Source organism: Bradyrhizobium sp. CCBAU 25338, assembly GCF_028128965.1.
Lineage (GTDB): Bacteria > Pseudomonadota > Alphaproteobacteria > Rhizobiales > Xanthobacteraceae > Bradyrhizobium > Bradyrhizobium liaoningense.
Window position 1 is genome coordinate 170,587 of the sequence record NZ_LFKY01000042.1, and the last position, 25,931, is coordinate 196,517.

The 25,931-nt window shown below is 65.2% G+C and carries 23 protein-coding genes; 10 read left to right on the forward strand and 13 right to left on the reverse strand.

Annotation, left to right across the window (positions count from 1 at the left end):
- Positions 1-30: 30 nt before the first annotated feature.
- From ACM42_RS30530 to ACM42_RS30540, 3 genes are all read right to left on the reverse strand, one after another.
- Positions 31-1,962 carry a carbohydrate porin gene (locus tag ACM42_RS30530; RefSeq protein WP_271532244.1) on the reverse strand — a complete coding sequence of 644 codons (1,932 nt, stop codon included), beginning with the start codon at positions 1,960-1,962 and terminating at the stop codon, positions 31-33.
- 404 nt (positions 1,963-2,366) lie between these two features.
- Positions 2,367-2,642 carry a hypothetical protein gene (locus ACM42_RS30535; protein ID WP_271531321.1) on the reverse strand — a complete coding sequence of 92 codons (276 nt, stop codon included), beginning with the start codon at positions 2,640-2,642 and terminating at the stop codon, positions 2,367-2,369.
- Between the two features lie 127 nt (positions 2,643-2,769).
- Positions 2,770-3,579 (reverse strand): creatininase family protein, encoded by an 810-nt coding sequence (locus tag ACM42_RS30540; RefSeq protein ID WP_271531322.1) that lies wholly within the window; start codon positions 3,577-3,579, stop codon positions 2,770-2,772.
- 135 nt (positions 3,580-3,714) lie between these two features.
- On the opposite strand from ACM42_RS30540, the gene ACM42_RS30545 reads away from it, so the two are divergent.
- The 5 genes from ACM42_RS30545 (at position 3,715) to ACM42_RS30565 (ending at position 8,261) form a co-directional block, all read left to right on the forward strand.
- Positions 3,715-4,737: an ABC transporter substrate-binding protein gene (locus ACM42_RS30545; protein ID WP_271531323.1), complete on the forward strand. Its 1,023-nt coding sequence runs from the start codon at positions 3,715-3,717 to the stop codon at positions 4,735-4,737.
- A 203-nt stretch (positions 4,738-4,940) separates the two neighbouring features.
- Positions 4,941-5,765 (forward strand): ABC transporter ATP-binding protein, encoded by an 825-nt coding sequence (locus tag ACM42_RS30550; protein WP_271531324.1) that lies wholly within the window; start codon positions 4,941-4,943, stop codon positions 5,763-5,765.
- Positions 5,762-6,580, forward strand: coding sequence for an ABC transporter permease (locus ACM42_RS30555; protein ID WP_271531325.1), 819 nt, complete (start codon positions 5,762-5,764; stop codon positions 6,578-6,580). The genes ACM42_RS30550 and ACM42_RS30555 overlap by 4 nt, the downstream gene beginning before the upstream one ends.
- Entirely contained in the window at positions 6,580-7,569 is a 990-nt protein-coding gene (locus tag ACM42_RS30560; protein ID WP_028181650.1) for a 2-hydroxyacid dehydrogenase, read from the forward strand. Before ACM42_RS30555 ends, ACM42_RS30560 begins: the two co-directional genes overlap by 1 nt.
- Complete coding sequence (locus ACM42_RS30565; RefSeq protein ID WP_271531326.1) at positions 7,569-8,261, forward strand: AprI/Inh family metalloprotease inhibitor; 693 nt, start codon at positions 7,569-7,571, stop codon at positions 8,259-8,261. Before ACM42_RS30560 ends, ACM42_RS30565 begins: the two co-directional genes overlap by 1 nt.
- 143 nt (positions 8,262-8,404) lie before the next feature.
- Here ACM42_RS30565 and ACM42_RS30570 read toward each other — a convergent pair whose 3' ends face one another.
- Positions 8,405-9,796, reverse strand: a complete 1,392-nt coding sequence (locus ACM42_RS30570) for a peptidoglycan-binding protein (RefSeq protein WP_271531327.1) — start codon at positions 9,794-9,796, stop codon at positions 8,405-8,407.
- Between the two features lie 403 nt (positions 9,797-10,199).
- On the opposite strand from ACM42_RS30570, the gene ACM42_RS30575 reads away from it, so the two are divergent.
- Positions 10,200-10,904, forward strand: coding sequence for a tetratricopeptide repeat protein (locus ACM42_RS30575; protein ID WP_271531328.1), 705 nt, complete (start codon positions 10,200-10,202; stop codon positions 10,902-10,904).
- A 108-nt stretch (positions 10,905-11,012) separates the two neighbouring features.
- Here ACM42_RS30575 and radC read toward each other — a convergent pair whose 3' ends face one another.
- From radC to ACM42_RS30590, 3 genes are all read right to left on the reverse strand, one after another.
- Positions 11,013-11,726, reverse strand: coding sequence for a RadC family protein (gene radC, locus ACM42_RS30580; protein WP_271531329.1), 714 nt, complete (start codon positions 11,724-11,726; stop codon positions 11,013-11,015).
- A 90-nt stretch (positions 11,727-11,816) separates the two neighbouring features.
- Positions 11,817-12,635: a type I methionyl aminopeptidase gene (gene map, locus ACM42_RS30585; protein WP_271531330.1), complete on the reverse strand. Its 819-nt coding sequence runs from the start codon at positions 12,633-12,635 to the stop codon at positions 11,817-11,819.
- Between the two features lie 186 nt (positions 12,636-12,821).
- On the reverse strand, positions 12,822-14,138 hold the full coding sequence (locus tag ACM42_RS30590) for a mechanosensitive ion channel family protein (protein ID WP_271531331.1): 1,317 nt from the start codon (positions 14,136-14,138) through the stop codon (positions 12,822-12,824).
- 208 nt (positions 14,139-14,346) lie between these two features.
- Here ACM42_RS30590 and ACM42_RS30595 point away from each other — a divergent pair, with 208 nt between their 5' ends.
- Together ACM42_RS30595 and ACM42_RS30600 are read left to right on the forward strand one after the other, a co-directional pair.
- Positions 14,347-16,140: a potassium/proton antiporter gene (locus ACM42_RS30595; protein ID WP_271531332.1), complete on the forward strand. Its 1,794-nt coding sequence runs from the start codon at positions 14,347-14,349 to the stop codon at positions 16,138-16,140.
- 182 nt (positions 16,141-16,322) lie between these two features.
- On the forward strand, positions 16,323-16,583 hold the full coding sequence (locus tag ACM42_RS30600; protein WP_271531333.1) for a hypothetical protein: 261 nt from the start codon (positions 16,323-16,325) through the stop codon (positions 16,581-16,583).
- A 57-nt stretch (positions 16,584-16,640) separates the two neighbouring features.
- Here ACM42_RS30600 and modC read toward each other — a convergent pair whose 3' ends face one another.
- The 5 genes from modC to ACM42_RS30625 form a co-directional block, all read right to left on the reverse strand.
- Positions 16,641-17,303 (reverse strand): molybdenum ABC transporter ATP-binding protein, encoded by a 663-nt coding sequence (modC, locus tag ACM42_RS30605; RefSeq protein WP_271531334.1) that lies wholly within the window; start codon positions 17,301-17,303, stop codon positions 16,641-16,643.
- Between the two features lie 2 nt (positions 17,304-17,305).
- Positions 17,306-18,001: a molybdate ABC transporter permease subunit gene (gene modB / locus ACM42_RS30610; protein WP_271531335.1), complete on the reverse strand. Its 696-nt coding sequence runs from the start codon at positions 17,999-18,001 to the stop codon at positions 17,306-17,308.
- 13 nt (positions 18,002-18,014) lie between these two features.
- Positions 18,015-18,800, reverse strand: a complete 786-nt coding sequence (gene modA, locus ACM42_RS30615; RefSeq protein ID WP_271531336.1) for a molybdate ABC transporter substrate-binding protein — start codon at positions 18,798-18,800, stop codon at positions 18,015-18,017.
- Positions 18,801-18,994: 194 nt separating this feature from the next.
- Positions 18,995-19,498: a hypothetical protein gene (locus tag ACM42_RS30620; RefSeq protein ID WP_271531337.1), complete on the reverse strand. Its 504-nt coding sequence runs from the start codon at positions 19,496-19,498 to the stop codon at positions 18,995-18,997.
- A 312-nt stretch (positions 19,499-19,810) separates the two neighbouring features.
- The gene (locus ACM42_RS30625; protein ID WP_271531338.1) at positions 19,811-21,604 is read right to left on the reverse strand and encodes an autotransporter domain-containing protein; all 1,794 of its coding nucleotides are present in this window, start codon (positions 21,602-21,604) and stop codon (positions 19,811-19,813) included.
- Between the two features lie 405 nt (positions 21,605-22,009).
- On the opposite strand from ACM42_RS30625, the gene ACM42_RS30630 reads away from it, so the two are divergent.
- A complete protein-coding gene (locus tag ACM42_RS30630; protein ID WP_271531339.1) occupies positions 22,010-22,210 on the forward strand; it encodes a hypothetical protein in 201 nt (66 codons plus the stop codon).
- Positions 22,211-22,321: 111 nt separating this feature from the next.
- Here ACM42_RS30630 and mepA read toward each other — a convergent pair whose 3' ends face one another.
- Positions 22,322-23,266, reverse strand: coding sequence for a penicillin-insensitive murein endopeptidase (gene mepA / locus ACM42_RS30635; protein WP_271531340.1), 945 nt, complete (start codon positions 23,264-23,266; stop codon positions 22,322-22,324).
- Between the two features lie 455 nt (positions 23,267-23,721).
- Here mepA and ACM42_RS30640 point away from each other — a divergent pair, with 455 nt between their 5' ends.
- Positions 23,722-25,893 (forward strand): EAL domain-containing protein, encoded by a 2,172-nt coding sequence (locus ACM42_RS30640; protein ID WP_271531341.1) that lies wholly within the window; start codon positions 23,722-23,724, stop codon positions 25,891-25,893.
- The last annotated feature ends 38 nt before the right edge of the window (positions 25,894-25,931 follow it).

The following is a 25,931-nucleotide window of genomic DNA, read 5'->3' on the forward strand; positions in this document are numbered from 1 at the left end:
AATCTCGATCTCACCGCACTCGCGTTGCGCTCAGAACTCCCCGTGCAGCCGCCCCGAAAACACCGACACCGGTCCGCGATCGGCGTTGTAGGCGGGATTGACGATGAGCTGGTAGTCGGCGGTGAAGGTCAGCGCCTTGTTCAGCGCGTAGGCGTAGTAGGTCTCCAGCACGCGTTCGCGGCGGTAGTTGAGCCGGCCATCGCCGATCAGCGGGCCGAGACCGCCGGCGGCGATGAAGTCGCGATGATCCTGCGACAGGGCGTTGACGGCGCCGGCAATGGCGACCACGTCGTCCGGCCGGCCCCATGTCGTGCCTTTGACCGAGACGCCACCGGACAGGCTGCGATCGATGTCGGTGAAGGCCATGATCTCGTTGCGGCCGTCGTTCCAGCTCCAGCGGCCGAACACGCCGATGTCGCCGGTGATGGCCTGTTCGAGGTTGAACGCATAACCGTATTTGAGGCGACCGCGGCGGGTCTGGCTGATGTCCACGCCGAACGCGGGATTGTCCAGCGTCTCGCGATAGCTGCCGGAGAAAGCGCTGTTGACGAAACCGAGCGTGCGCAGCTTGCCGGGCTGGCCGAACAGCGAATAACGCAACTCGAGTTCCGCGACGTACTCGCCGCGACGGCCGATATTCATGTCGAAATTGTTGGAGTTGGAGACGGCATCCATCAGGAAGTAGCCGCCGCGCAACGCCCATTGCTTCTGGTTCAATTCGGCGGTGGCGCCATAGCCGAGGCCGAGCTTGTCGGCGGCATAGTCGAAGGCGCCGGACGCCCAGATCGACCAGTTCATGAAATCCTTGCGCGGATCGTGGGCGTAGGCATTGCCGTCGAACACGTCGACCACGGAGAACTTGCCGACCTGCAAGGTCAGGCGCGAGACGTCGACCTTGCCGGCGAGCTGAAGCTGGCCGCTGGCCAGCTGCTCCTGCTCGCCGCCGAAGCCGAAGGTGTGTCGCACGAACAGCCGCGAGGCGTTGAAGTGCGGATAGGGAAAGCCGGACTTCTGCGCTTCGCCGTTGGGGAAGCCCGCCGCGCCCGTCGTGTTGTTGAAACCGAAGCCCTGGAGCAGCTCGGGATTGAAGTAGACCTCGCCGCCGTCCCATAGCCGTGCGTTCAGATAGAGCGAATTGCTCCAGGTCTGCTGAAAATCCGGCGACGGGAGCAGGCTGTTCGGTCCGGTATAAGGCGCGCGGAACGCGGGGTAGCCCTGCCCGAGCACGGTCGACTGGCCGTGAATCTCCCAGCGGCTGGACTCGGTGTCGGTGACGTCGGATTTCGGGTCGTAGGTCGGCACGCCCGGCCAGTCGATCTTGCGATTGAGGCCGATGCGCAGGCTGTGAAAATCCATCGACGACGAATATTGCCCGCCGGAGGGGAAGGTGACGCTGGCGTTCTCGAACTTGCTGTAGAGATATTCGAGCCGCGCGCTCCAGTGCGGCGCGAAGGCGTATTCGACGCCGCCGCCGGCAGTCCAGCCGAAGCGCGTGTGCAACACTTTCTCCTCGTTCCCGCCGGTCGGCGTCGAGAGAAAGCGCTCGCCGGCGAAGGCTGCGCCGCCGGTCGCGTAAAACAACCAGTTTCCGCTGGCATAGCCGAGCCGCGCGCGCAGGCTCGCGACATAGTCCCAGCGCTCCTCCGCGCTCGACAGCGCGGTCGCCGCCGATGACACGACGTGATTGGAGGGGAGGTAGTTCGGGAAGGAGATATCGCCTTCGACGCCGAGCAGGAAACCTGAGTTGAGGCGCCAATTGTAGCCGGCCTGGACGCCTCCGGTCATGCCGTTGAACACGTGATTGTCGGTCGCGACGGTGGGATCGGCCAGCGTTGCCGCGGATGTGCCGCGGGTGAAGCCGGCATGCGCGCCGATATAGAGTCCGGTCCAGTCGTAGACCGCCTTCAAGGCCGGGGCCTTCAGCGGCAGATCGGCCGCGTGGCTGGCGGCGGGAAGAGCCATCACGCCCGAGGCAATCGCCGCAGCCGTCCGCAAGTACCTGTAACGGTGACCTCTCAACGTCAAAACGCACGCCCCCAACGCGAATGTATTCCACCTGCCGCGATTATCCCTGCCGATTCGCGGCGCCCTGTCATCAGGCCTCGGTCGTCCACGCGATCCGGCGCGACTTAGTCCAAGTGCCCTTGGCAACTTTATTGCAATTAATTCTTAATTGCAACTAAGGTGGTTCGTTGCAGGTGGATGCTTCGCACTGCTTTGTGACGGAGATGCAACAATGCCCTGGGCTCAAAACGAATGACCCCGCCCGGGGGGACAGCCGGGCGGGGTCGGGGGCACGACACGGGGTGGATGAGGCGCCCGTGTCGGACGCAGGATTCACGAGAGATCGGCCTCAGATACCCAAATCAGTAGCAGGTACGAACGCGGGCGACGTATTGGCCGAAGGCGTTGTACTGGGCGACCCAGCCGCAGCGGTGATAGCCGTGGTAATAGGGGTCGTTGCTGGCGGCGATCGCGGAGCCGACGACAGCGGCGGTGGCGATGCCGGCGCCGACACCCCAGACCCAGCCGGGCTGCTTGGCCTCGGCAGAAGAGGTGGTGGACACGATGCTGCCGGTGACGGCGAGGGCAGCGAGGGCTGCGGCGGCAATCTTGGTCTTGATCGACACGTGAAACTCCATCCGGGTTGAGGCGGTCCGTTGTGGCCCGCATGCCCAGTTGGACGGAGGCTCGTCGCGTCCGGTTCGAAGACTGCGAATGTGGCCGCGAAGACTCGACCTTTCCCGAATGAATCCAGGAGGATGCCGGCTAGCCGAGGGGGCCCTTGGCGAGCCTGTTCACGTCGAAGTTATCGACTTCGCTCAGCAGCTCGCAGAAGGCGCGCGCACCTTGGTCGATCAGCCGCTCGCCCTTCTCGGCCACGGCCAGCGTCGCATTGCCGACCGCGCCGCTCGGGTTGAGATCCTGCGTCTGCCAGGCGAACGGCGCGGGCCGCTGCGTCGAGAGCCAGCGATACTGCTTCTCCATCGCGACGCTGCTCGCAGGGAAATCCGCGATCGCATCCATGCGCACCTGATCGGGATAGCGCGCCAGCATGATCGAGGTCTCGACCGCGCCGCCGTGAATGCCGTGGCGCACTTCCTCGGCCGGGAACAATCTGTCCGCGCCCGACAGCCGCGACCATGACGTCGTCACTACGAACAATTTTTGGTGCGCGCGCAGGTCTTGCGCGACCAGCATCATGGCCGCGCTATTGCCGCCATGGCTGGTGACGATGACGAGCTTCTTCACGCCGCGGCGTGCAACGTCCTCGCCGATCCCTGTCCATTTCTTCAGCGCAATTTCGGTCGGCAGCGTCTGCGTGCCCGGATAGTCGATATGCTCGGTGGAAATCCCGACCGGTTCAACCGGGAGAAATCCGGCGGGAATGCTCTCAGGCAGCAGCTCGCGCACGCGCGCGAGATAGGCCTCCGCGATCAGCACGTCGGTCGTGAGCGGCAGATGCGGACCGTGCTGCTCGGTCGCCGCCAGCGGCAGCACCGCGATCCAGCGCGACACCTCCGCAGGGCCCGCATCGGCCCAGTCGATATCGATCCAGTCGCGGGGGGGCGTCTTCAAGGTTTCTTTGCCCGAATTTGTCACGTAATTTGGGGTATGAGGGGACGCGGGCCTGGCCGGTTCGCGTCCCCGAATGTCATGCGGTTTTATCGCGTTGCCTTCACATCGGCCAGCCACGATCGACGGAGTGCCATCATGACCCCCTCTCATCTGCGGCGAGCGTTAATTGCGGGTTTGTTGGCCGCTATCGCGTCCTTTGTGCCGGCGCGCGCGGAAACGCTCGACAAGGTCACCTTCGGCACCAACTGGGTCGCCGAGGCCGAGCATGGCGGCTTCTTCCAGGCGGTCGCCGACGGCACCTACAGGAAATACGGGCTGGACGTCACCATCGTCCCCGGCGGTCCCAACGAGAACAACCGCATGCTGCTGATCGCCGGCAAGATCGATTTCTTCATGGCTGCGAACACGCTGATGTCGTTCGACGCCGTCGCCAACAACGTCCCGGTCGTGACCATCGCCGCCATCTTCCAGAAGGATCCGCAGGTGATGCTGACGCATCCCGACGCCAAGGTCACGAAGATCGAGGATCTCAAGCCGCTGACGCTGTTCGTCTCCAAGGAGGGCATGACCAGCTACTTCCAGTGGCTGAAGTCCGAATACGGTTTCAGCGAGAAGAACGTCCGTCCCTACAATTTCAATCCGCAGCCCTTCATCGCCAATCCCAAGAGCGCGATGCAGGGTTACGTCACTTCCGAGCCCTTCGCGGTGGAGAAGGCCGCCGGCTTCAAGCCCAACGTGCTGCTGCTCGCCGATTACGGCTTCAACACTTATTCGACGCTGATCGAGACGCGCCGCGACATCGTCGAGAAGAAGCCCGACCTGGTTCAGCGCTTCGTCGATGCCTCCATGATCGGCTGGTACAACTACATCTACCGCGACAATTCCGCCGGCAATGCCCTTATCAAGAGCCTCAATCCGGAGATGACGGACGATCTGCTCGCCTATTCCGTCGCCAAGATGAAGGAACACGGTATCGTCGATTCCGGCGACAGCTTGAAGAACGGCATCGGCGCGATGAGCGACGAGCGTTACGCCTCCTTCTTCAACAAGATGGTGAAGGCCGGCGTCGTGAAGGCGGATCTCGACTTCCGCAAGTCCTATACGCTGCGCTTCATCAACAAGGGCGTCGGCATCGAGCTGCGCCCGAACAAGCCGTAGCGCATGCTGAGATTCGGCGAAGGTGGCCCGGCGTCCTGCACCTCTCCCGAAGGGAGAGGCCGCATCGCATCGCAAGATGCGATGCGGGTGAGGGGTTACGCTCCCTCGTGGGACCTTTTCCCCCTTATCCGCGCCTGCGGTGCGACCTCTCCCCGTCGGGGAGAGGTGAAGGACCGGCCGCACCATGTGACAACCGACGATCAATGGTAGAGCGCAAAACCTCGCCCGCCGTCGAGGCCAGCCTGACGGCTCTTGCCGTCAGTCTGCGCGGCGTGACGAAGGCCTATGACAACGGCGTCATGGCACTCGGCCCGTTCGACCTCACCGTCCGCAAGGGCGAGTTCATCTCGCTGCTCGGCCCGTCCGGTTGCGGCAAGTCCACTGCACTGCGCATCATCGCAGGGCTCAGTGCGCCGTCATCGGGCACTGTGCGGGTGGCACGTCACGAGGGCGAGGTGCAGCCAGGCCAACCAGGTCACGGCATCGGCTTCGTGTTTCAGGAACCGACCCTGATGCCCTGGACCAGCGTCCGCGAGAACGTGCGGTTGCCCTTGAGGCTCGCAGGCGTGCCGAAGGCGGACGCCCGTGCGCGTGCCGACGCGGCGCTCGCCAGTGTCGGGCTCGCCGATTTCGCCGGTGCCTATCCGCGCGAGCTCTCCGGCGGCATGAAGATGCGGGTGTCGCTCGCGCGCGCGCTCGTCACCGATCCCGACATTCTGCTGATGGATGAGCCGTTCGCAGCGCTCGACGAGATCACGCGCTTCCGCCTCAACAACGATCTGCTCGTGCTGTGGCGCCGCCTTGGCAAGACCGTCATCTTCGTCACCCATTCGGTGTTCGAGTCCGTCTATCTGTCGCAGCGCGTGGTGGTGATGACGGCCCGGCCCGGCCGCATCCAGGCTGACATCCGCATCGAGACGGTCGAGCCGCGCGGGGAGGAGTTTCGTACCTCGGCCGCCTATTCCGACTACTGCCGGAGAGTGTCGGCCGCGCTGGCACCGTCGTATTCGGGACAGTCGACGCTATGAGCGCGCAAGCTCCCATCACCGCGGGATCGTCCCGCGCGCAGCGCGCGATGCGCTTCGTGCTTCCCGTCATCGTGTTCGCCGCCGGCCTCGTCGCCTGGGAACTCGTGGTCCGCGTCAAAGGGATCCCGCCTTACGTGCTGCCGGCGCCGTCCGTCATCGTCCTGACGCTGATCAAGGACTGGGCGGTTCTGTCACAATCGCTCGCGACCACGCTTCTGACCACGCTCGAGGGGTTCCTCGCGGCGAGCATCGGCGGCATCGCGCTGGCGCTGCTGTTCAACCAGTCGAAATGGGTGGAATATTCGCTGTTCCCCTATGCCGTGGTCCTGCAGGTGACGCCTGTCATCGCGATCGCGCCGCTGCTGCTGATCTATCTGGAGCAGCAGACCGCGGTCGTGGTCTGCGCCTTCATCGTCGCCTTCTTTCCGGTGCTGTCCAACACCACGCTCGGGCTGAATTCGGTGGATCGCAATCTCGCCGGCCTGTTCCAGCTCTATGGTGCCTCGCCACAGCAAGCGCTGCGCTTTCTCAAGCTGCCCGCGGCACTGCCCTACATTCTCGGAGGGCTGCGCATCGCCGGCGGCCTGTCGCTGATCGGCGCGGTCGTGGCCGAGATCGCGGCGGGAACAGCCGGTGCCGGCTCCGGGCTGGCCTACAGAATCGCCGAGTCCGGCTATCGCTTGAACATACCCCGCATGTTCGCAGCGCTGCTTCTGTTGTCGCTGGCCGGGATTGTCATCTATGGGGTGCTGGCGCTAGTTTCGCACCTCGTTTTACGGCGCTGGCATGAGAGCGCGCTTGGAAAGGAAAACTGATGGCTGCCGGTTCGATTTCGTCCGAGAAGATCGACCTTCTGATCTATGGGCCGGTGCGGCCGATTCTCGAGAACGGCTTTTCCGATCATTTCGTCGTGCACAAGGCGGAGACACGCGGCGATCTCGAGCGCCTGACGCCGGCGGTCCGCGACAAGATCCGCGGCGTCGCGGTGACCTATCACACCGTGCGCGCGGACAGGGATTCGCTGTCACAGCTGCCGAAGCTGGAGATGGTGGCGAGCTTCGGCGTCGGCTACGACCATGTCGACGCCAAATACGCGGCCGAGAACAATATTGTCGTCACCAACACGCCCGACGTGCTCACCGAGGAGGTCGCCGACGTCGCGATGGGCCTTCTGATCGCGACCTTGCGCGAATTCATCAAGGCCGACCGTTATGTCCGCTCCGGCCTCTGGCAGACGCAGAACTATCCGCTCAGCGTCGGCTCGCTGCGCGACCGCAAGGTCGGCATCGTCGGCATGGGCCGGATCGGCCAGGCCATCGCGCGCCGGCTCGACGCCTCGCTGGTGCCGGTGGTCTACCATTCGCGCAATCCGTCCAAGGACGTCTCCTACAAGCACTACCCCGACCTGCTCGAGATGGCGAAGGCGGTGGACACGCTGATGGTGATCGTGCCGGGCGGCGCTGCGACAAACAAGATGATCAATGCCGAGGTGCTGAAGGCGCTCGGTCCGCGCGGCGTGCTGGTCAACGTGGCGCGCGGCTCGGTGGTGGACGAGCCGGCGCTGATCCAGGCGCTGAAATCAGGCACCATCCTCGCCGCCGGCCTCGACGTGTTCGCGGCCGAGCCGAACGTGCCGGACGAGCTCAAGACCATGCAGAACGTCGTGCTGCTGCCGCATATCGGTTCGGCTTCGGTGGTGACGCGCAACGCGATGGACCAGCTCGTGGTCGACAATCTCAAGGCCTGGTTTGCCGGCAAGGCGCCGCTGACGCCGGTTGCGGAAACGCCGGTCAAGGGGCGCTGATGAGAGCTCTTCGGGTCGTTGCTTTCACCGTCGCGGCCTCCTTGGCCACGATCGGCCTTGCGCATGCACAGGATGCGACGAGCCTGAAGAAGCAGATGCCCGGACAGTGGGAGCTCTCGACCACCGAGCGCAGCAAGACCTGCGTCGTCACGCTCAAGAGCGATGCGGCGGCGCAAGGCTTCAAGCTGGAGTTGGAGCCGGCCTGCAAGACGGCGCTGCCTTTCACGAAAGACATCGTCGCCTGGAACGTCAGGGGCCTCGACATCGTCCGCTTGCAGGATGCGGCCGGCGAAGCCGTGATCGACTTCACCGAGGTCGAGGCCGGCATCTTCGAGGGCCTGCGCCAGGGCGAGGGCGTCTACATCCTGCAGGATCTCGCTGCCGCGCGTTCAATGGCCAAGTCGATGGACCAGATGATCGGCGACTGGTCGATGGTGCGCGGCAATGGCCAGCCGGTCTGCGGGCTGACGCTGACCAACACCGAGGCGGATCCGGACAATTTCCAGGTCTTCCTCAAGCCGAAATGCGACGCGACGATTGCGCAGTTCAATCCGACGCAATGGCGCCTCGAGCGCGGCCAGATCATCCTGATGTCGAAATCAGGCGAGGCCTGGCAGTTCGAGGCCGACGACCACGCGCAGTGGCGGCGCGTCCCCGACACCGCCGATCCCCTGATCATGCTGCGTCAGTAGGCGCCGCGGGCGTACTCGGCCTGCATGGTTCGAGACGCCCGCTTTGGCGGGCTCCTCACCATGAGGGTCCGATATCTCGCCGCGTAACGCGACCTCATCCCGGGGGCCCGCCGGAGGCGGGCGTCTCGAAGGATGGCCGCAGGTTACGTCGTCACCTTCGGCGGCGGTGCGGTGCCTTGCGACCATTTCTCCATCTTGCCGAGCACGCCCCAGACGGCGAGCGCGAGCGAGATCGGCATCGCGAACTGGCTGATGCCGGGCACGGCGGTCACGATCGTTCCGAGCAGTCCGGCGAGGCCGCCGGCGTTGGGGCTCGCCGTCACCGACGAGAGCAGCGCGGTGAGCAGCGAGCCGCCGATGCCGAGCGCGGTCTTCTTGCCGTCGAGCAGCTTGCCGACGGTCTCGCCGAGCGCGCCATTGACCTGGCCCAGCATGGGCTTGCCTCTGCTCGTGTTGAGGAGAGTGCTGAGCAGGTCGACGACCTGCTTCAGCTGATCGACGGGGGCGGGGCTCGCCGGGGCGACGGGTCCCGGCACGGGCGCCGTCCTGTTGATGAGCGAGAAAAGCCGCTCGAACAGGCTGATCGGGTCATTCGTGGCAGGCAATGTCCTGCTCGGCACGGTTGCCGGCAGCGTGGCGCCGCCGGCTGACGGTCGCAGCAATTGCGCGAGGTCCTCCAGCCGCTTCAGGATCTGCGACAGGTCGATCGCCTGCACCGGGCCTCCAGGCTGCGTCGCACGTGTGATCGCGGCGACCGTGGCCGCATCGAGAAGCCCGGTATCCCTCAGGCCGTTCTGTTCCTGAAACTGCGAGACGGCGGCCCTGGTCTTTGGTCCGCTGATGCCGTCCTCGGCGAGCGGCGGATTGGCACCGAGCTTGTTGAGCGCCTGCTGCATGAGAATGACCGTCGAGGCCACGTCGTCCTCGGGCTCGCTGCGGCCGGCGAATTGCGGGCTGCCGTCGAGCGTGATCGAGGAGTCGAGTGACATCATCGCATGCAGGATCACCGCCGTGCCGAGCTGCGAATCGACGTGATCGGAGTCGAACACATGGTCGCGAACGAATTTTCCCGCCCGTGCCTCCGGCGGGCCGTACAGCGTCGAGCCGCCATAGAGATAGGGCGAGTTGACTCCCTTGGCGTGATAGCCGAAGCCGTTGAACGCCTCGAGCCGGAACATCATCCGCGCAATGCTCCAATCGTTCGCGCCAATGAAGTTCTGGATTCTGAATGCGTCCACGGCGCCGTCCACGAACGTGGCAAAGGGGCCGCGCCCTTTCGGAACGAGCTTCGTCACGCGATGAAGCGACTCGCCATTGCCGAGATACGTGTCGAAATCGAAGTTGGACTCGCGGTAGTGGCAGAGCGCGGTGAAGAACCAGGGGACGCCCGTCAACCGCTCGATCTGCTGATACGTCGCCTTGCCGTTGAGGGCCTTGCGGGCGACTGCATTCGCCTCGGCCAGGCGTCCGGCCCGGATCTCGAGACCGGCCCAATTCCGCTCATACTCGTTTTTCAATCTTTCGAATGAGATCATTTTCCGCTCCCGCAAATTGACTGAATGATCGACTCTCCGTGCAAGCCAAAGTGAACCAGGTGCCGTGATCAGCGCGTGACTCCAGCGTGATCTCCCGAAATCTGGCAGGTCGCCGGCCCGGCGCATGTGAAATGGCTTACAGCTTCGGCGGGAAATCATCGGTAGAACCGGGAGCGCACGGCGCGACCACCGTTCGGGGGAACCAGCTCGCCCGTCCATCGGCTAGCGGGCGAGACGGTCCGGCAAGGAGTCCTGCATGGCCAGGCGGGTCATCGCGATCGGCATTGAACCAGGCAATGCGGGCATGGCGGTTTCCGATTGTCGAGATCTCCGCCATGTTCGAACTTTGTCTCCCTCTTGAGCGACCAAGGCATATTGGTTTCGAAGCGGATCGGGATCTGACATGAAATTTGCTGCTTTGGCTTTTTCGTGCCTTCTAGTGTTCTCGATGCCCGCCAATGCAAGTGAAGCGGGCACCTTCAATGCGATGGTGGCCTTGGCCGATCGAGGAGACGCCGAGGCGCAATACCATGTCGGCATGATGTATAATAACGGCATCGGCACACAACAGGATCGCAGCCGGGCGTTCGAATGGTTTCAGAAATCGGCTGCGGCCGACGATCCGCTGGGAGCCTACAAGCTCGGCTGCTACTACGATGGGCAAGGCGTGGGCATCGTCGCAACCGACCCGGATCAAGCGTTGAAATACAAGCTTGTTTCCGCCAAAGCGGGTTATGCGCGTGCCCAGCATGATGTCGCTCTTCTGTATGACAGACGAGGAGATTCGGAAGAAGCGCTGAAATGGTGGAAGATGGCCGGCGATCAGGGACTTCCTGGCGCCCTCTTCAGCCTGTCCCGCGCGTATTCCGCCGGAAAGGGAACGCCGAGGGACCTGTCTCTGTCGTATGCGTATTTCAAGCTCTCGCAACTGGCGCCGGCAAAGAACGTGAACGAGATGGCTTCCATGTTGTCCAGGCCAGAGCTCGAGAAGGCCGAAAAATTGGTGTCCGAATGGAAGCCGCAACCGACTGCTTTGACGCTCAAGGCATTGAGCGGCATCAGGGCGGCAGAAGAGCACTTGAAGGTCGCCAAGAACAAGGTGTTCTGATTTTGCCCTGAAGCATGATCCGTAAAAGTGCGCAGTGGTTTTCCGGAAAGATCATGCTTGAACAACAACCCAAAGCGCGATGACGATTCATACCAACCGCGTCGCGCTTTAGATCAACCGCAGCCCGCGCAAGCTGGCGTGGCCGTTCCTGCCGACGATGATGTGGTCGTGCACGGCAATGCCAAGCGGCTTTGCGATGTCGATGATCGCTTTCGTCATCTGGATGTCGGCCTGCGAGGGCGAGGGATCGCCTGAGGGGTGGTTGTGCACCAGGATCAGCGCGGTGGCGGAGAGTTCGAGCGCGCGCTTGATCACCTCGCGCGGATAGACCGGGGTGTGGTCGACGGTCCCGGTCTGCTGCACCTCGTCGGCGATCAGCTGGTTGCGCTTGTCGAGGAAGAGCAGGCGGAATTGCTCCTTGTCGGCGAACGCCATGCTGGTGCGGCAATAGTCGATCACCTCGTTCCAGGACGACAGCGCGTTGCGGCTGTTGACCCCGCCCTTGGCGATGCGATGCGCCGCCGCGGCGATCAGCTTCAGCTGGTTGATGGCGGACTCGCCGATGCCGTCGACCTCGCGCAGCCGCGCCACCGGGGCATGGACGACCTCGGCGAAGGAGCCGAACGTCTTGATCAGCGTCTTCGCCAGCGGCTTGGTGTCGCGCCGGGGCAGCGCCGGAAACAGTGCCATCTCCAGCAGCTCGTAGTCGTTGAGCGCATCCGCGCCGGCACTGTAGAAACGCTCGCGCAGCCGCTCGCGATGGCCGTGATAGTGCGGCGCGTCCTCAGGCTTGCTCTTGTCGTGGTCGGACTTGGCGGGCATCGGCCGCCAGCATTGCCGGGGAACTGCGCTTTTGCAACCGTCAATTGCCGCGGCAGAGGCGGTTCATGCCGGGCCGCAGTCCCAGGGCAATCACCCGATCTGCTTCTCGCCGTGCCGCTCCGACAGCGTGAAGATCTCGACGCCCGTCGCGGTGACGCCGACGGAGTGCTCGAACTGCGCCGACAGCGAGCGGTCGCGGGTGACCGCGGTCCAGCCGTCGGAGAGAATCTTCACGTGCGGCTTGCCGAGATTGATCATCGGCTCGATGGTGAAGAACATGCCGGGCTTGAGCTGCACACCCTCGCCGGGCCGGCCGACATGGATGATGTTCGGCTCGTCGTGGAACATGCGCCCGAGCCCATGGCCGCAGAAATCGCGCACCACGCTCATGCCCTGCGGCTCGACGAAGCTCTGGATGGCGTGGCCGATGTCGCCGGTGGTTGCGCCGGGCTTCACGGCGGCAATGCCGCGCATCATCGCTTCATAGGTGACCTCGATCAGCCGCTCGGCCTTGCGCGCGATCGGGCCGATCGCATACATCCGGCTGGAATCGCCATACCAGCCGTCGACGATGAAGGTGACGTCGATGTTGACGATGTCGCCTTCCTTCAGCGGGCGGTCGCCGGGCATGCCGTGGCAGACCACGTGGTTGAGCGAGGTGCAGGTCGAGTAGCGGTAGCCGCGATACATCAGCGTCGCCGGATAGGCGCCATGGCTGAAGGCGAAATCGCGGACGAACTCGTCGATCTTCGAAGTCGGCACACCCGGCCCGACGATGTCAGTGAGCTCGTCGAGGCATTTTGCCACCAGCGCGCCCGCCTTGCGCATGCCGGCGAAGGCGCTCGGCCCATGCAGCTTGATCTGTCCGGTCTTGCGCAGGGAGGTATCGGTGGCTTCGACGTAGCTCATGCGTGTCAGGTCTTCTCGGGGCTGGTCTCGATATCGGCGGAAAGGCTTGATTTCAGGCCCCAATTTAATGATTGCCGGCCTTCATGCAAGCCGAGGCAGAGCGTTTTCGAGCGAAGTGGCTACCGGTTCGGGTGAAGAAAACGCGTCAAAACAAGAGCCCTGCCGGCCCCGGGTGCGAAAGCGGCCCTAATTCGGCACTTCTACGGTGGTTTCCACCGGCAGGGCGCCGCCGCGGATGCGGATTTCGCGGACGGGATAGGGAACCCGGATGCCCTCGCGCTTGAACGCGTCCCACAGCTCCAGCATCACGTCGCTCTTGACCTTGTCCATGCCGTCGGGGTCGGCGATCCAGAAGGTCAGCGAGAACTTCATGCCGGCTTCCGCGAACTCGGTCAGGACGCAGGTCGGCGGCTTGCCCTTCTGCGCGCGCGGGTGGGCGGCGGCGGTCTCGGCGGCGAGCGTGCAGACAAGGCGGGGGTCGGCATCGTAATTGGTGCCGAAGGCGATCTTCACCAGCGTGTTCTTGTCGGTATAGGTCCAGTTGACGACCTTCTGCGTCACCAGATCCTCGTTCGGCACCAGGAATTCGCGGCCGTCGCCGGCGGCGACGGAAATATAGCGCGTCTTCATCGCGCTGATGCGACCGGTATTGTCGCCGATGGTGACGAGATCGCCGGGCTTCACCGACTTGTCGGCGAGCAGGATGATGCCCGAGATGAAATTGGCCACGATCTTCTGCAGGCCGATACCGATGCCGACGCCGACCGCGCCGGAGAACACCGCGATCGCCGACAGGTCGATCCCGACGGCGCCGAGCGCGATCACGATCGCGACGGCAAGCAGCCCGATACGGATGATCTTGACCAGCAGCACCTGCACCGACGGCGTCAGATCGGTGGTCGCATTGATCCGGCTCTCGGCGAAATTGCTCGCAATGTTGGTGAGCCATAGCGCGATCAGCAGCAGCGCGCCGGCCTTGAGCGCCAGCAGCGGGGTCAGCCGGAGGCCGCCGAGCACGATCGCAAAGGAATCCAGCAGGTCGACCGTCGCATCGAGCTGGCCGAGGATGGAGAGCGCGGCGATGAGCCACGCCGTGATCGACACCAGCTTGACGATGAAGGCGTTGCGCAGCACCGAGGTCACGAGCCGGATCACGAGCCAGGCGAAGCCCAGCTTGGCCGCGACCATCAGGAGATAGCTGCGGCTCGGCCAGGTCGCGTGGTACATCACCACGCGCGAGATGATCACGAGCAGCGTGAACACCGCCGTCGAGGCGCTGGAGACCATCACCCGGGCGAAGTGGCGGAGCGGCAGCGGCCAGCGCATCGCCAGCGAGGTCATGTCGACGCGGCTGCGAATCGCGGCCTCCGCGGCATAGGCGATGCCGGCCGCGGCCAGCATGAGACCGAATTGCAGGTAGAACCAGGGTGAGGAGATTTCCGCCCCGACGCTGCGTGCGGTCGTCTGCACGAACTCCAGGAAGTCTTTGAGGTCCATGTCCATCGGTCTCGTCGGCAAGCGGGGGAGGAATTGATTCGAGGGAGGCGCAGAATCCCACAAAGGACGCGGCCGGACCATCGATACACCGTCAAGTGAAGCGCGTTAAGGCCGCAAAATGCGGGCAGATTGCCGCGAACCATGGAAAATGGGTTGGCGCGCGAGTCCGCCGACGATAAGGATGCAATCCCAGCGATTTTTACCCGGAAGGTGGATGGCTTCCCTCGACTCCGTCAGCATCGCCATATTGCTCGGCGCCGTCCTCATCATGGCCGGCATCCTCTCGAGCTTGCTCGCGCTGCGCTTCGGCGCGCCGTTGCTGCTCGTCTTCCTTGGGATCGGCATGCTCGCCGGCGATTCCGGCCCTGGCCAGCTCCAGTTCGACGACGTCCGCACCACCTATCTGGTCGGCTCCGTCGCGCTCGCCTTGATCCTGTTCGACGGCGGCCTGCGCACGCGCTTTGCCAGCATCCGCACCGTGCTCGCGCCGTCCGTGGTGCTCGCGACCGTCGGCGTGCTGCTGACCGCGCTCGTCACGGCGCCATTCGCGAAATACGCGCTCGATCTCAACTGGTCGGAATCGCTGCTGGTCGGTGCCGTGGTGGCCTCGACCGACGCGGCCGCCGTGTTCCTGCTGGTGCACACCCAGGGCCTGCGCCTGCGCCCGCGCGTCGGCGCGACGCTGGAGGCGGAATCCGGCACCAACGACCCGTTCGCGATCTTCCTCACGCTCATGCTGGTGGAATACATCTCGGTCGGCTCGAGCTCGCCCGGCCATGTGCTGGTGGAGTTCATTCAGGAGGCGGTCCTGGGAGCCATCGTCGGTGTCATCGGCGGACGCCTGGTCGTGATCGCCCTCAACCAGGTGGCTTTGCCGCAGGGCCTGCACGCCCCGTTCGTGGCCACAGCTGCGCTCGTGATCTTCGGCGGCTCGCAGATCATGCACGCCTCCGGCTTCCTCGCGGTCTATCTCGCCGGCATCATCATCGGCAACCGGCCGACGCGCGCGCATAATTCGGTGGTGACGTTCCTCGATGCCGCGACCTGGCTGGCGCAGATCGTGATGTTCGTGCTGCTCGGCCTCTTGGTCTCGCCGAGCCGGCTCGGCACCACCGTGTTGCCGGCCGTCGCCGTCGCGCTCGTGCTGATGCTGGTGGCGCGGCCGCTCGCGGTGTTCGTGTGCCTTTCGCCGTTCCGCTTCAACTGGCGCGAGAAGATCTTCATCGCCTGGACCGGCCTGCGTGGCGCGGTCGCGATCTTCCTGGCCTCGATCCCGATGCTGGTCGGGCTGTCCAAGGCCTATCTCTACTTCGACGTCGCCTTCGTCGTCGTCATCATCTCGCTGCTGCTGCAAGGCTGGACGCTGGCGCCCGCCGCACGCAAGCTGCACGTGGCGCTGCCGCGCGCCGAGCGCGGCCCGCGGCGCGTCGAACTCGACCTGCCCGGCCAGCTCGAGCAGCAGCTGGTCGGCTATCCGGTGCGGCCCAAGAGCCTGTATTTCCGCCGCGGCCTGATCCCGTCCTGGTCCAAGCCGACGCTGGTGATCCGCAACGAGAACATCCTGACGCCGGTGGAAGCCGACCCGATCGCGCCCGGCGACTACATCTACCTGCTGGCCCCACCGGAAAAGGCCGAGTCGCTCGACCGCTTCTTCGTCGACATGCAGCCGGGCACGGCGCCCGATCCGCATCTGCTCGGCGACTTCATGGTCTCCGGCGACCACACGCTCGCCGAGCTCGCCGAGATCTACGGCGTCAAGGTCGGTGAAGACGAAGGCAACCTGACCCTGGCCGACTATTTCGACGTCCATCTCGACCGCGCGCCGAAGGAGGGCGCCGAGCTCGCCCTGGACGAGATCGTCCTTGTCGCGCGCTCGATCTCCGGCGGCCGCGTCAATCTCGTCGGCTTGCGTCTGCCGGAAGAAGACGAGACGCCCGAGCCGCTGACGCGCGCGCAGGCGCTGCGGAAGAAGCTCGCGGAGCTGTGGACCTCGGTGGCAGGGGTCTAGCCTCCTCTCGTCATTCCGGGGCGCGCGTCAGCGCGAACCCGGAATGACGAGGATGGGGAACCGCCACCAAATCGCCGCAACCGCCGAAGATTTGCGCCGCTTCGTGAGCGCGAAACCCGGAACGCCCGGCGGCGTCGCTCGTTCTAAGCCGCGTAACAGCTTGGAATGACAGGAGTATGCCAATGCGAAAGTTCATCCTTCCGATCGCCATGGCCCTTGCGCTCGGCACGGCTGCGCCGGCGATGGCCTATGGCACCGGCGATCAGATCTCGATGCAGGTCGCGCTCGATGTCGCGAGCGATCTTGGCGTCGTGACGGTCTCGCACACGAACCTCCTTGGCGATGAATGGCAGATCGAGGGTCGCGACCGCGCCGGTCGCTGGATGGAGGTGGACGTCGATGCCCGAACGGGCGAGGTCCGCAACGTCGATCGCGGCTGGTAGCTGAAAGGAACACTGTGGCCCGGATGGAGTGCTGGCGAAATCCGGGCTACCGCCGCCTCACGTCAGCACCTTGACCCCGCCGAACGACGTCACGCGGCCCTGCTTCAGCAAGACGATCTGCGTCGCGAGCTGGCGCAGCTCGGCGGCGTCGTGGCTGACATAGACCATCGGCACGTTGGCTTCATCCCGCAGCCGCACCAGATAAGGCAGGATCTCGAGCTTGCGGCCCTCGTCGAGCGCGCCGAGCGGCTCGTCGAGCAGCAGCAGCCGCGGCTTCGAGAGCAGCGCGCGTCCGAGCGCGACGCGCTGGCGCTCGCCGCCCGAGAGCTTTCCGGGACGGCGATCGAGCAGCGCGCCGATGTCGAGCAGGTCGACGATGCGCTTGTGCTGGGAGGGATCGGGCGGCAGGCGGTTCATCCGCCGTCCATAGTCGAGATTCTGCGCGACGTTGAGATGCGGAAACAGCCGCGCGTCCTGGAACACATAGCCGATGCGGCGGCGCCAGGTCGGGACATGGATGCCGGCCGCGGTGTCGTCGACGGTTTCGCCGTCGATCACGATGGTGCCGCGGTCGGGCCGCAACAACCCTGCGATCATGTTGACCAGAGACGTCTTGCCGGCGCCCGAGGCGCCGAACAGCCCGATGGCACGGCCTTCGCTGGCGAAGGATGCATGCAGCGAGAATTCGCCGAGCTGCTTTTCGACGTCGACGCGCAGCATGGTCAGTTTCCGTGCAGCCGCGCGGTGGCGCGGCGGGCGAACCACTCGGCGGCGATCAACGCGCCCAGCGCCAGCACGATCGAGACGACCACCAGCCGTCCCGCCGCGGCATCGCCGTCCGGGGTCTGGATCAGCGAATAGATCGCCGAGGATATCGTCTGGGTCTCGCCGGGAATGTTGGAGACGAAGGTGATCGTCGCGCCGAACTCGCCGATCGCCTTGGCGAAGCCGAGCACCATGCCGGCGAGCACGCCGGGCAGCGCCAGGGGCAGCGTCACCGTGAAGAACACTTTCCACGGCGCGGCGCCGAGCGTCTCGGCCGCCTGCTCGAGCCGGCGATCGATCGCCTCGATCGACAGCCGCATCGGGCGGACCAGCAGCGGAAACGCCATCACGCCGCAGGCCAGCGCCGCGCCGGTCCAGCGGAATGAAAAGACGATGCCGAGATGGTCGGCGAGGAAGCCGCCGACGAGGCCGCGGCGGCCGAACGTCAGCAGGAGCAGATAGCCGGTGACGACAGGCGGCAACACCAGAGGCAGATGCACGACGGCGTCGAGCAGCGACTTGCCCCAGAAATCACGCCGCGCGAGCAGCCACGCCAGCGCGATGCCGAATGGCGTCGCCACCAGCGTTGCGATGACGGCGACCCTGAGCGAGAGCAGGATCGCCGTCCATTCGGCGGGAGAGAGGTCCGACATCAAGCCGCAGACATCAAGTCGTGGGACTGACCAGGAACTTGAAGCCGTACTTCTCGAAAATGGACTTGGCCGCCGAGGAGCGCAGGAAGGACAGATAGTCGCTGGTCTCACCCTTCGCGGTCGTGGTCGCGGCGACGGGATAGACGATCGCGGGATGCGAAGCCGCCGGGAAGGTGCCGATGGTTTTCACGCCGGGCTCGACCTTTGCGTCGGTCGAGTAGACGATGCCGAGATTGGCTTCGCCGCGGGCGACCAGCGTCAGCGCGGCGCGGACGCTCTCGGCCATGGCGAATTTCGGCTCCGCGGCCTGCCAGGCGCCGAGTTTCTCCAGCGCGGCCTTGGCATATTTGCCAACTGGCACGGACTTGACGTCGCCGGTCGCGATCCTGCCGTCGCCCGCGAGCTTGGCGAGATCGAAGCCTTGCGCGATGTTGACGTTGTCGATCTTGGCATCCTTCGGCGCGATCAGCACGATGCTGTTGCCGAGCAGGTTGACTCTGGAAGGTTCGTTGATGGTCTTCTTGGCGATCGCGTAGTCCATCCAGTCGGTGTCGGCTGAGACGAACACGTCGGCCGGCGCGCCCTGCTCGATCTGCTTGGCGAGCACCGAGCTTGCCGCATAGCTGACGCTGAACTTGACGCCGGTCTTGGCGGTGTAGGCGGCGTCGATCTCGTCCAGCGCGTTCTTCATCGAAGCGGCGGCGAACACGGTGATGGTCTTGTCCTCGGCGGCGGCGGGCGAGAGGGCCGCGCCAGCGAGGATCACGAAGGCGGTGAAAAGTCCTGAAATGCGTAACATGGGGAGCGCTCCGTGCGAGTCCGCGCGCGCAAAATGCACGCGCAAGTCCGGCGTTGGGTGGGTTGATGCGACGGGTGGAAGCGCTGCTCCACGGGGCCCGGCAGCGGCTTACGACCGGCAGGGATATCGCTCCGGGCAAACATAGCAGGCCGAGGCGTCAGGTCAAAGGGCGACCGTTTGTCCGACCAAACGCCCTATTGTGCCGGCAGGATCGCGATCGAGACCGAATTGTCCTTGGCGCCGCTGACCTGGAGCACGAAGGGCTGCGCTGAAAGCTGGTATTTCATGGTCTCGCGGATGCCCTCGCAATCGGTCGCGCCGCTGAAGGCCACGGGCGTGAGGGCATGCCCATCTTGGACCACGTCGACCCAGGCGCCAGTGGACAGGCTGATCGTGTACAGCCCGGCCTTGGCGGACTTGACGCTGGTAAATCCGGCAAAGGTGCCGTCCTTTGACGCGCGCTCCGGCGTCGTCGGCAGCCTTGCTTCACTCGGGACAACCAACTCCAGCGTGATGGCCGAGGACGGCAATGCCGCCTGCTCGCTTCCCGAGGCGAGCCTGGTGCGGTCCGGTGCCGTGAGCGCGGCGCGCTCGCGCTCGATCGGCCATTTGAACTTGTCGCAGCCGCTGGGTTCTTCGGCGGCGAAAGCGGAGGTCGTACTGATCGTGAGCGCAGCGAGCAGGGAGAGGACGCGCATGTGAAATCCCATCGTTGGCCACGCGACGGCGCGAGGCTTGCTGTCAGGCTTGTTGGTCAGGGAGGCGCGTCCCGAGAGGGCCGCGAGCTTACGACACAGCGGCAAGGCATTCTAGCGTACCTGGGTGGCGCGCACCAACCAACGAGTTCGTCATCCCGGATCTGCGCTGACGCTTGTCGGGGACGACGGCGGTGGGGGACGCCAGCCCGCATGCCACTGCTTACGGCCTCGCATCCGCCGCGTGCAGCACGACCTTGCAACCGCCGGCTCCCGCGCCGCAATCTGCATGGCTCCTTCGACTGTGGATTTGTCCTAGAAGGGGAAGGCGGCCTGCGCCTTGGCACTCCAGAGTGTGTAATCGCGGCCCAACCCGCCGACTTCACCACCGAGCGAGACCCGCGGTCCTCCTGCGAATGTCATCGCCGCGCCCGTGGTGACGCGCGCCGACCATGACTGGAGGACGACGAGCGGAACCGTGGCGATCGAGGAAAGCCCGTTGGTATCGGTCCCGTCCTGGCTGAAATAGTAGTCGGCGTAGATGCCGACATAGGGCGCGAGGGTGAGATCGGACCCGATCATCCAGGGCCGCGCGGCCTTCAGGCCAGTGCTCGCGCGACCGGAGGAGAAATTTCGGTCGGTCTGCGCAGTACCAAGGCTGTCCGTATAGCCATCCTGATGCTCCCACAGCGCGTAGAGGCGCGCGGACGGTTCGAGGTCGACATCGGCCAGCCGGTAGTTGCCGGTCAGGCCCGCCGACACGAGCACGCGCCGGCCGGGCAACGAAGCCGCGGCCGTCCCGGCCGTCAGCGAATAGTCGAGCCCGGTATAGGCCACGGCGACATCGAGGCGGAGACGATTCCAGAACCGCCAGCCGAGATAGGCGCCGCCAGTCCAGCCGTCGCCGCGGAGCCGGGCGGTGAGAAAGGTCGAGTCATATCGGAAGTTCTCGTAACCAACGAGCATGCCGATCAGAACGTCGGGCGTCAGCCTGCGGGTCAGGCCGGCCGTCACATTGATCTGACCGCCGGAGAGATCGTTCGCGGTGCCGGAGTTGTTGCGAATGCCCCCTCCGCGCACATCGATCCAGGCTTGCCAGTCGCGCTGCGCGACGCGCGGCGACGCTTTCGTCACCGGCCGGGCGCTACCCGCGTAAGCGAGCGCCGAGAAGGCATCGTCGACCCGGTCGTTTGTCGGCGACCGCATGGCCCCGAACGGTCCTTGTCTGCCACCGTCATCGTCGGCCGCGGCGAAGTTGAACCGCATGCCGTCACCGTTCGACATCACCGGCGATGGATTGTCGGAGAAGCCGTCCGCGATCGCGCCGTCGATGGCGCCGGAGATGGCTTGGCCCGAAATCTGCGCCACAGTCCTGGTCGCGACGATCTGCATCGACCGCAGCTTGCTGCTGTCGGCCGGCACGTTCACCATCTGGGCAAGCGCTGCGGACGCAGACCCGGAGAATCCGGGGCCGGCATGATATGTCGCCGTGATGTTGTGCGTCCCGACCGAGAGCGATGCCGTCGTCAGGGTGGCAACGCCCCCGCTCAGGGCAACGGTACCGAACACGATGCCGCCGTCGCTGAAGGTCATCGTGCCGGACGGAGAACCGCCGCTGCTTGCCACGGATGCACTGAATGCCACGGCCTGCCCGGACTGGCTCGGGTTCGGCGACGACGTCAGGGTCACCGACGTGCTGGCGTTGGTATAGGTGAAGCCGGCGGAGAGCGTGCTGCTGCCGACATTGTTCGTGACGACCACATCGACCGCCCCCGCGGCATGCGCCGGGACGACGGCGGTGATCTGCGTGCCGCTGTTGACGGTGAAGGAGGTCGCTGCGCTGCTGCCGAACGCCACGGCCGTGGCAAAAGTGAATCCAGTGCCGGTGATGACGACTGACGTGCCGCCCAGCGCCGCACCGGTGTTCGGGCTGACCGAGGAGACGGTCGGCGCCGGCGCATTGACGCAGAGGCTGGCGACACTATCCCCCGGATAGAGCGTGCCGCCAAAATGCAACGTGTCCGATGTATCCGCCGGCACGACGTAGGTGAAAGCCGTTGTGGTCGGACCCGCCAAGACCGCGAACGCCGTACCATCTATCAGAGACATGAAACTGTTCCCGGAATTGTTCGTAAGGATGAGCGTGATCGTATCGCCTCGGACAAATCCTGTCCCCGGCGTGGTCACGCCGAGGGGTGTGATGCTGATCGCATCACAGCCCGGCGAAGCCATTGCGGCATCCAGCCAGCCAAACGCCGCGCACAGCGATGCCAGCGCCACCAACGCCTTCCGAACAATCCGCATTCCAGTCCCCCGGTCTGTCGCGCCAGAGGCGCGGCAGACGTGCCGCAAGTCCGATCCCGCTGCATAGCAGGCAGCTCAGTGGGGCAATGTGCCCAGAATCTCAGGTTCACATCTCGGACGAATGCTGGTGCCGAAACGACACAATCACCGGCAGCGGACGGCCGCCGCCACTCCCTCGTCGGTTGCGTGTCGCTGTGCGGCTGAGTACAGATGAACAACGAGGTTGGCGCCCGGCCGGAGCACCAGCAGACAAGGCCACGCGACCTTGCCGCGTTGAGCAGCGATGCGGACGAAGCACATATGAGCGAGCTGGCAGCGGCCGCCCCCGGAATCGGCAGACAGGCGCTGGCGACACTTCGCGCGACGACGAGCGCGGTCGACGGCCCGCTCCATGTTCTCGGCCGGCGGTGATCCCCTAAGGCGCGATGACGATTCGTTTTTCATCTCATCGCGCTTTAGGGGCCCCGGATCCGCGCTGATGCTTGTCCGGGATGACACTGGTGGGTGAGGCGGCAGCGTAGCTTACGGTTTCGCATCCGCCGCGTGCAGCACCGCCTTGCACGCCGCCGGCATCTGCGCCAGCGTCATCGGCGGCTTCGGCTTTGGCGGCTCCGGCGGCGGCTTGGGGTGCAGCACCGCGTCGGAGAACCAGTAGGCGAGATCGGCGGGTTTGCAGCCTTCGTCCTCGGCCTGTGACGGCTGGCCCTCGCATTCGCCGGCGCCCGCCGGGCAGCGCATGCGGATGTGGAAGTGGTAGTCGTGGCCCCACCACGGCCGGATCTTCGACAGCCATGCGCGGTCGCCCTTGGCCTCGCGGCACAACGCCTTCTTGATCGCGGCGTTGACGAAGATGCGCTGCACGCCGGGCTCCCGCGCGGCATCGCGCAGCACTAGCACATGACCAGGCGTGAACACCTTGGGATCGACGTCGAGCCGATCCTGGCGCACCATCATCACGGCCGACATGTCCTCGCGCTCCTCGCGCGAGAGCCGGCGGTCCGGCATCGGCGTCAGCCAGATGTCGGCGTCGAGACCGATCTGGTGGCTGGCATGGCCGGACAGCGCCGGCCCGCCGCGCGGCTGGGCGATGTCGCCGACCAGGATGCCGGGCCATCCCGCGTCCTTGTGCGCCCTCGCCGCGAGCCGCTTGATCAGTGCGATCATGTCCGGGTGGCCGTAGCTGCGATTGCGCGACAGCCGCATCACCTGCCAATGGTCGCCGTTGACCGGAATCTGCACGGCGCCGCCGATGCAGCCCTTGGCGTAGGAGCCGATGACATGGGCCGGCCCCTTCGACGGCAGCAGCTTTCGCGCGAACAGCTCCTTGGCGGGGAGATCGGGGTCGTTCGGATTGGCGAGCGGCGGCAGCGGCTTCGGGGTGATGCTGCCCTTGTCCTGGGCCAGCACGCCGCCGGCAGCCAGGAGAGCAAGCGAGAGCAGGAGGAGGGTGCTGCAGCGGCGACTCATGCTGACGTCCTTATAGCCCAATGCGGCACCAGGGTTAAGGACGAGGCTTTGAGCTGGCCGCAACGTCGCGGCGCACGGACCCAAATTCGCGTCTCAAATTGCCGCTTTTTAACGCCGCAATAACCGTATCCCGCATTGACCAAAATTCGTGCGTGGACGGAGGAAAAGCCGGCGGCTCGCATGCAATCGCGTGCGATTTCGGAACTGATTCAGGTGCACGCGCAGTTTTGCGCCAGATCGCCCTTTGATTGCGGTGCCGGACTCAGTTCGAAGGCGCTTGCCGCCGCGGCCGCGCCGCGCAAACAGGCAGCAAGGTCCGCTTCGCGCGGACCGCGGCCGGGCAAGATTACTTTTTTTTCAGACACTTGCCTCAAGACTTGCGGCCACCGGGCGCGCGACTGGGACGAGTGAAGTTGAGTTTGGGGTCTCGAAAAACGAAAAAGCGAAAGCAAAACGTGCTTGCCCGCGCCGGCAGAAAGGCGCGCAAGCCGCGTTTCGCGTGCGCGCCGCGAGACCTTGCCGAGCGCGACGAAGTCCTGCGCAGCCGTGCCGAGGCGGAAGCGGCGATTGCGGAAGCGCGCAAATCCCATGAACGCCTGCGCCAGGCCATCGATATCCTGCCGCAGGGCATCGTGTTCCTGGATGCCGAAGGCCGTTACGTCCTCTGGAACAAGAAATACGCCGAGATCTACAGCAAGACCGCCGATCTGTTCGAGGAAGGCGCGCGCCTCGAAGACACGCTGCGCATCGGCGTCGCGCGCGGCGACTATCCCGAGGCCATCGGTCATGAGGACGAATGGATCGCCGAACGTCTGCAAAAGCTCTATCAGCCCGGTGCGCGCCACGAGCAGAAGCTGTCGGATGGTCGCGTCATCCTGATCGACGAGCGCCTGACCGACGACGGCGGGGTCGTCGGTCTGCGCGTCGACATCACCGAGTTGAAGCAGCGCGAGGCTTCGTTCCGCCTGCTGTTCGACGGCAATCCCGTGCCCATGATCGTCTGCGCGCTGGATGACGAGCGCATCATCGGCGTCAACGACGCCGCGGTGGCGCATTACGGCTACAGCCGGGCCGAGTTCGAGAGGCTGAAGATCCGCTCCCTGCAGGCCTTCGACAGCGAGCCGCCCTGGACCGCCGAGCGCTCCGGCGAGGAACAGGCCGGCCGCACCTGGAAACATGTCAAGGCCGATGGGACGCTGATCGACCTTGCGATCTACTCCCGCGAACTGACCTATGCCGAACGGCCCGCGGTGCTGCTCGCGCTGATGGACATCACCGAGCGCAAGCGCGCCGAGGCGCGGCTCGCCTTCATGGCCCAGCATGACGGGCTGACCGGCCTGCCCAATCGCAGCCTGCTGCGGCAGCAGATGGACGAAATGCTGCTGCACACGCGGCGCAGCGCCGAGAAGGTCGCGCTCCTGATGCTGGGGCTCGACAATTTCAAGGCGGTCAACGATACGCTGGGGCATGCGGTCGGCGACAAGCTCCTGCGCGGTGTCGCCAAGCGGTTGCGCTCGACCCTGCGCGAGGAGGACGCGCTGGCGCGGCTCAATTCCGACGAGTTCGCGATCGTGCAAGGCGGACTGACCCGTCCCGAGGACGCGGTGATGCTGGCCAAGCGCCTCCTGGAAGCCATCGCCGATCCCTATCTGCTCGACGGCCATTCCGTGGTGATCGGCGCCTCGATCGGCATCGCCATGTCGCCCGGCGACGGCGACGATTCCGAGAAGCTGCTCAAGAGCGCCGACATGGCGCTGTCGCGCGCCAAGCTCGACGCGCGCGGCACCTTCGCCTTCTTCGAGGCCGCGCTCGATGCGAAGGCGCAGAGCCGCCGCAAGATCGAGGTCGAGCTGCGCGACGCGATCCAGAACGACGTGCTCCGTCCCTATTACCAGCCGCTGATCGATCTCCAGAGCGGCCGCATCACCGGCTTCGAGGCGCTGGTGCGCTGGCCGCATGCCGAGCGGGGCATGGTCTCGCCGGCCGAGTTCATTCCGGTCGCCGAGGACACCGGCCTGATCAATCCGCTCGGCGGGCAGATGCTGCGCCGCGCCTGCCTGGATGCCGCGGCCTGGCCCGACGACGTTCGCGTCGCCGTCAACCTGTCGCCGCTCCAGTTCCGCAGCGGCAATCTGCTCTCAGTGGTGACGGACGCGCTGAAACATTCCGGCCTGCCGCCGCGGCGGCTCGAGCTCGAGATCACCGAGACGCTGCTCCTGGAGAAGAGCGCGCAGGTGCTGGCGACGCTGCACGCGCTGCGCGCGCTCGGCGTGCGCATCTCCATGGACGATTTCGGCACTGGCTATTCCAGCCTCAGCTATCTGCGCAGCTTCCCCTTCGACAAGATCAAGATCGACCAGTCCTTCGTGCGCGATCTCGGCGCCAACCGCGAGGCGCAGGCGATCATCCGCTCCATCGTCAGCCTCGGCAAGGGTCTCGGCGTCACCATCACCGCCGAAGGTGTCGAGACCGAAGCCGAGCTGAGCTGTCTTCGCGCCGAAGGCTGCCACGAGGGCCAGGGCTTTCTGTTCAGCAAGGCCCGGCCGAATGCGGAGATCATCGGCCTGCTTGCCGCACAGCGCGGGATTGATGCCGCCGATGACGAGGACGCTGCGCTGGTGGCGTGATCTCTCGTACCTTTGGTGCGTAAGGGACGCGCCGCTCT

Bases quoted from the DNA above. Each gene is read 5' to 3' on its own strand.
- ACM42_RS30530 (WP_271532244.1), bottom strand. From the start codon at position 1,962: ATGGCTCTTCCCGCCGCCAGCCACGCGGCCGATCTGCCGCTGAAGGCC.
- ACM42_RS30535 (WP_271531321.1), bottom strand. From the start codon at position 2,642: ATGGAGTTTCACGTGTCGATCAAGACCAAGATTGCCGCCGCAGCCCTC.
- ACM42_RS30545 (WP_271531323.1), top strand. From the start codon at position 3,715: ATGACCCCCTCTCATCTGCGGCGAGCGTTAATTGCGGGTTTGTTGGCC.
- ACM42_RS30550 (WP_271531324.1), top strand. From the start codon at position 4,941: ATGGTAGAGCGCAAAACCTCGCCCGCCGTCGAGGCCAGCCTGACGGCT.
- ACM42_RS30555 (WP_271531325.1), top strand. From the start codon at position 5,762: ATGAGCGCGCAAGCTCCCATCACCGCGGGATCGTCCCGCGCGCAGCGC.
- ACM42_RS30560 (WP_028181650.1), top strand. From the start codon at position 6,580: ATGGCTGCCGGTTCGATTTCGTCCGAGAAGATCGACCTTCTGATCTAT.
- ACM42_RS30565 (WP_271531326.1), top strand. From the start codon at position 7,569: ATGAGAGCTCTTCGGGTCGTTGCTTTCACCGTCGCGGCCTCCTTGGCC.
- ACM42_RS30570 (WP_271531327.1), bottom strand. From the start codon at position 9,796: ATGATCTCATTCGAAAGATTGAAAAACGAGTATGAGCGGAATTGGGCC.
- ACM42_RS30575 (WP_271531328.1), top strand. From the start codon at position 10,200: ATGAAATTTGCTGCTTTGGCTTTTTCGTGCCTTCTAGTGTTCTCGATG.
- radC (WP_271531329.1), bottom strand. From the start codon at position 11,726: ATGCCCGCCAAGTCCGACCACGACAAGAGCAAGCCTGAGGACGCGCCG.
- map (WP_271531330.1), bottom strand. From the start codon at position 12,635: ATGAGCTACGTCGAAGCCACCGATACCTCCCTGCGCAAGACCGGACAG.
- ACM42_RS30590 (WP_271531331.1), bottom strand. From the start codon at position 14,138: ATGGACATGGACCTCAAAGACTTCCTGGAGTTCGTGCAGACGACCGCA.
- ACM42_RS30595 (WP_271531332.1), top strand. From the start codon at position 14,347: ATGGCTTCCCTCGACTCCGTCAGCATCGCCATATTGCTCGGCGCCGTC.
- ACM42_RS30600 (WP_271531333.1), top strand. From the start codon at position 16,323: ATGCGAAAGTTCATCCTTCCGATCGCCATGGCCCTTGCGCTCGGCACG.
- modC (WP_271531334.1), bottom strand. From the start codon at position 17,303: ATGCTGCGCGTCGACGTCGAAAAGCAGCTCGGCGAATTCTCGCTGCAT.
- modB (WP_271531335.1), bottom strand. From the start codon at position 18,001: ATGTCGGACCTCTCTCCCGCCGAATGGACGGCGATCCTGCTCTCGCTC.
- modA (WP_271531336.1), bottom strand. From the start codon at position 18,800: ATGTTACGCATTTCAGGACTTTTCACCGCCTTCGTGATCCTCGCTGGC.
- ACM42_RS30620 (WP_271531337.1), bottom strand. From the start codon at position 19,498: ATGCGCGTCCTCTCCCTGCTCGCTGCGCTCACGATCAGTACGACCTCC.
- ACM42_RS30625 (WP_271531338.1), bottom strand. From the start codon at position 21,604: ATGTCTCTGATAGATGGTACGGCGTTCGCGGTCTTGGCGGGTCCGACC.
- ACM42_RS30630 (WP_271531339.1), top strand. From the start codon at position 22,010: ATGAACAACGAGGTTGGCGCCCGGCCGGAGCACCAGCAGACAAGGCCA.
- mepA (WP_271531340.1), bottom strand. From the start codon at position 23,266: ATGAGTCGCCGCTGCAGCACCCTCCTCCTGCTCTCGCTTGCTCTCCTG.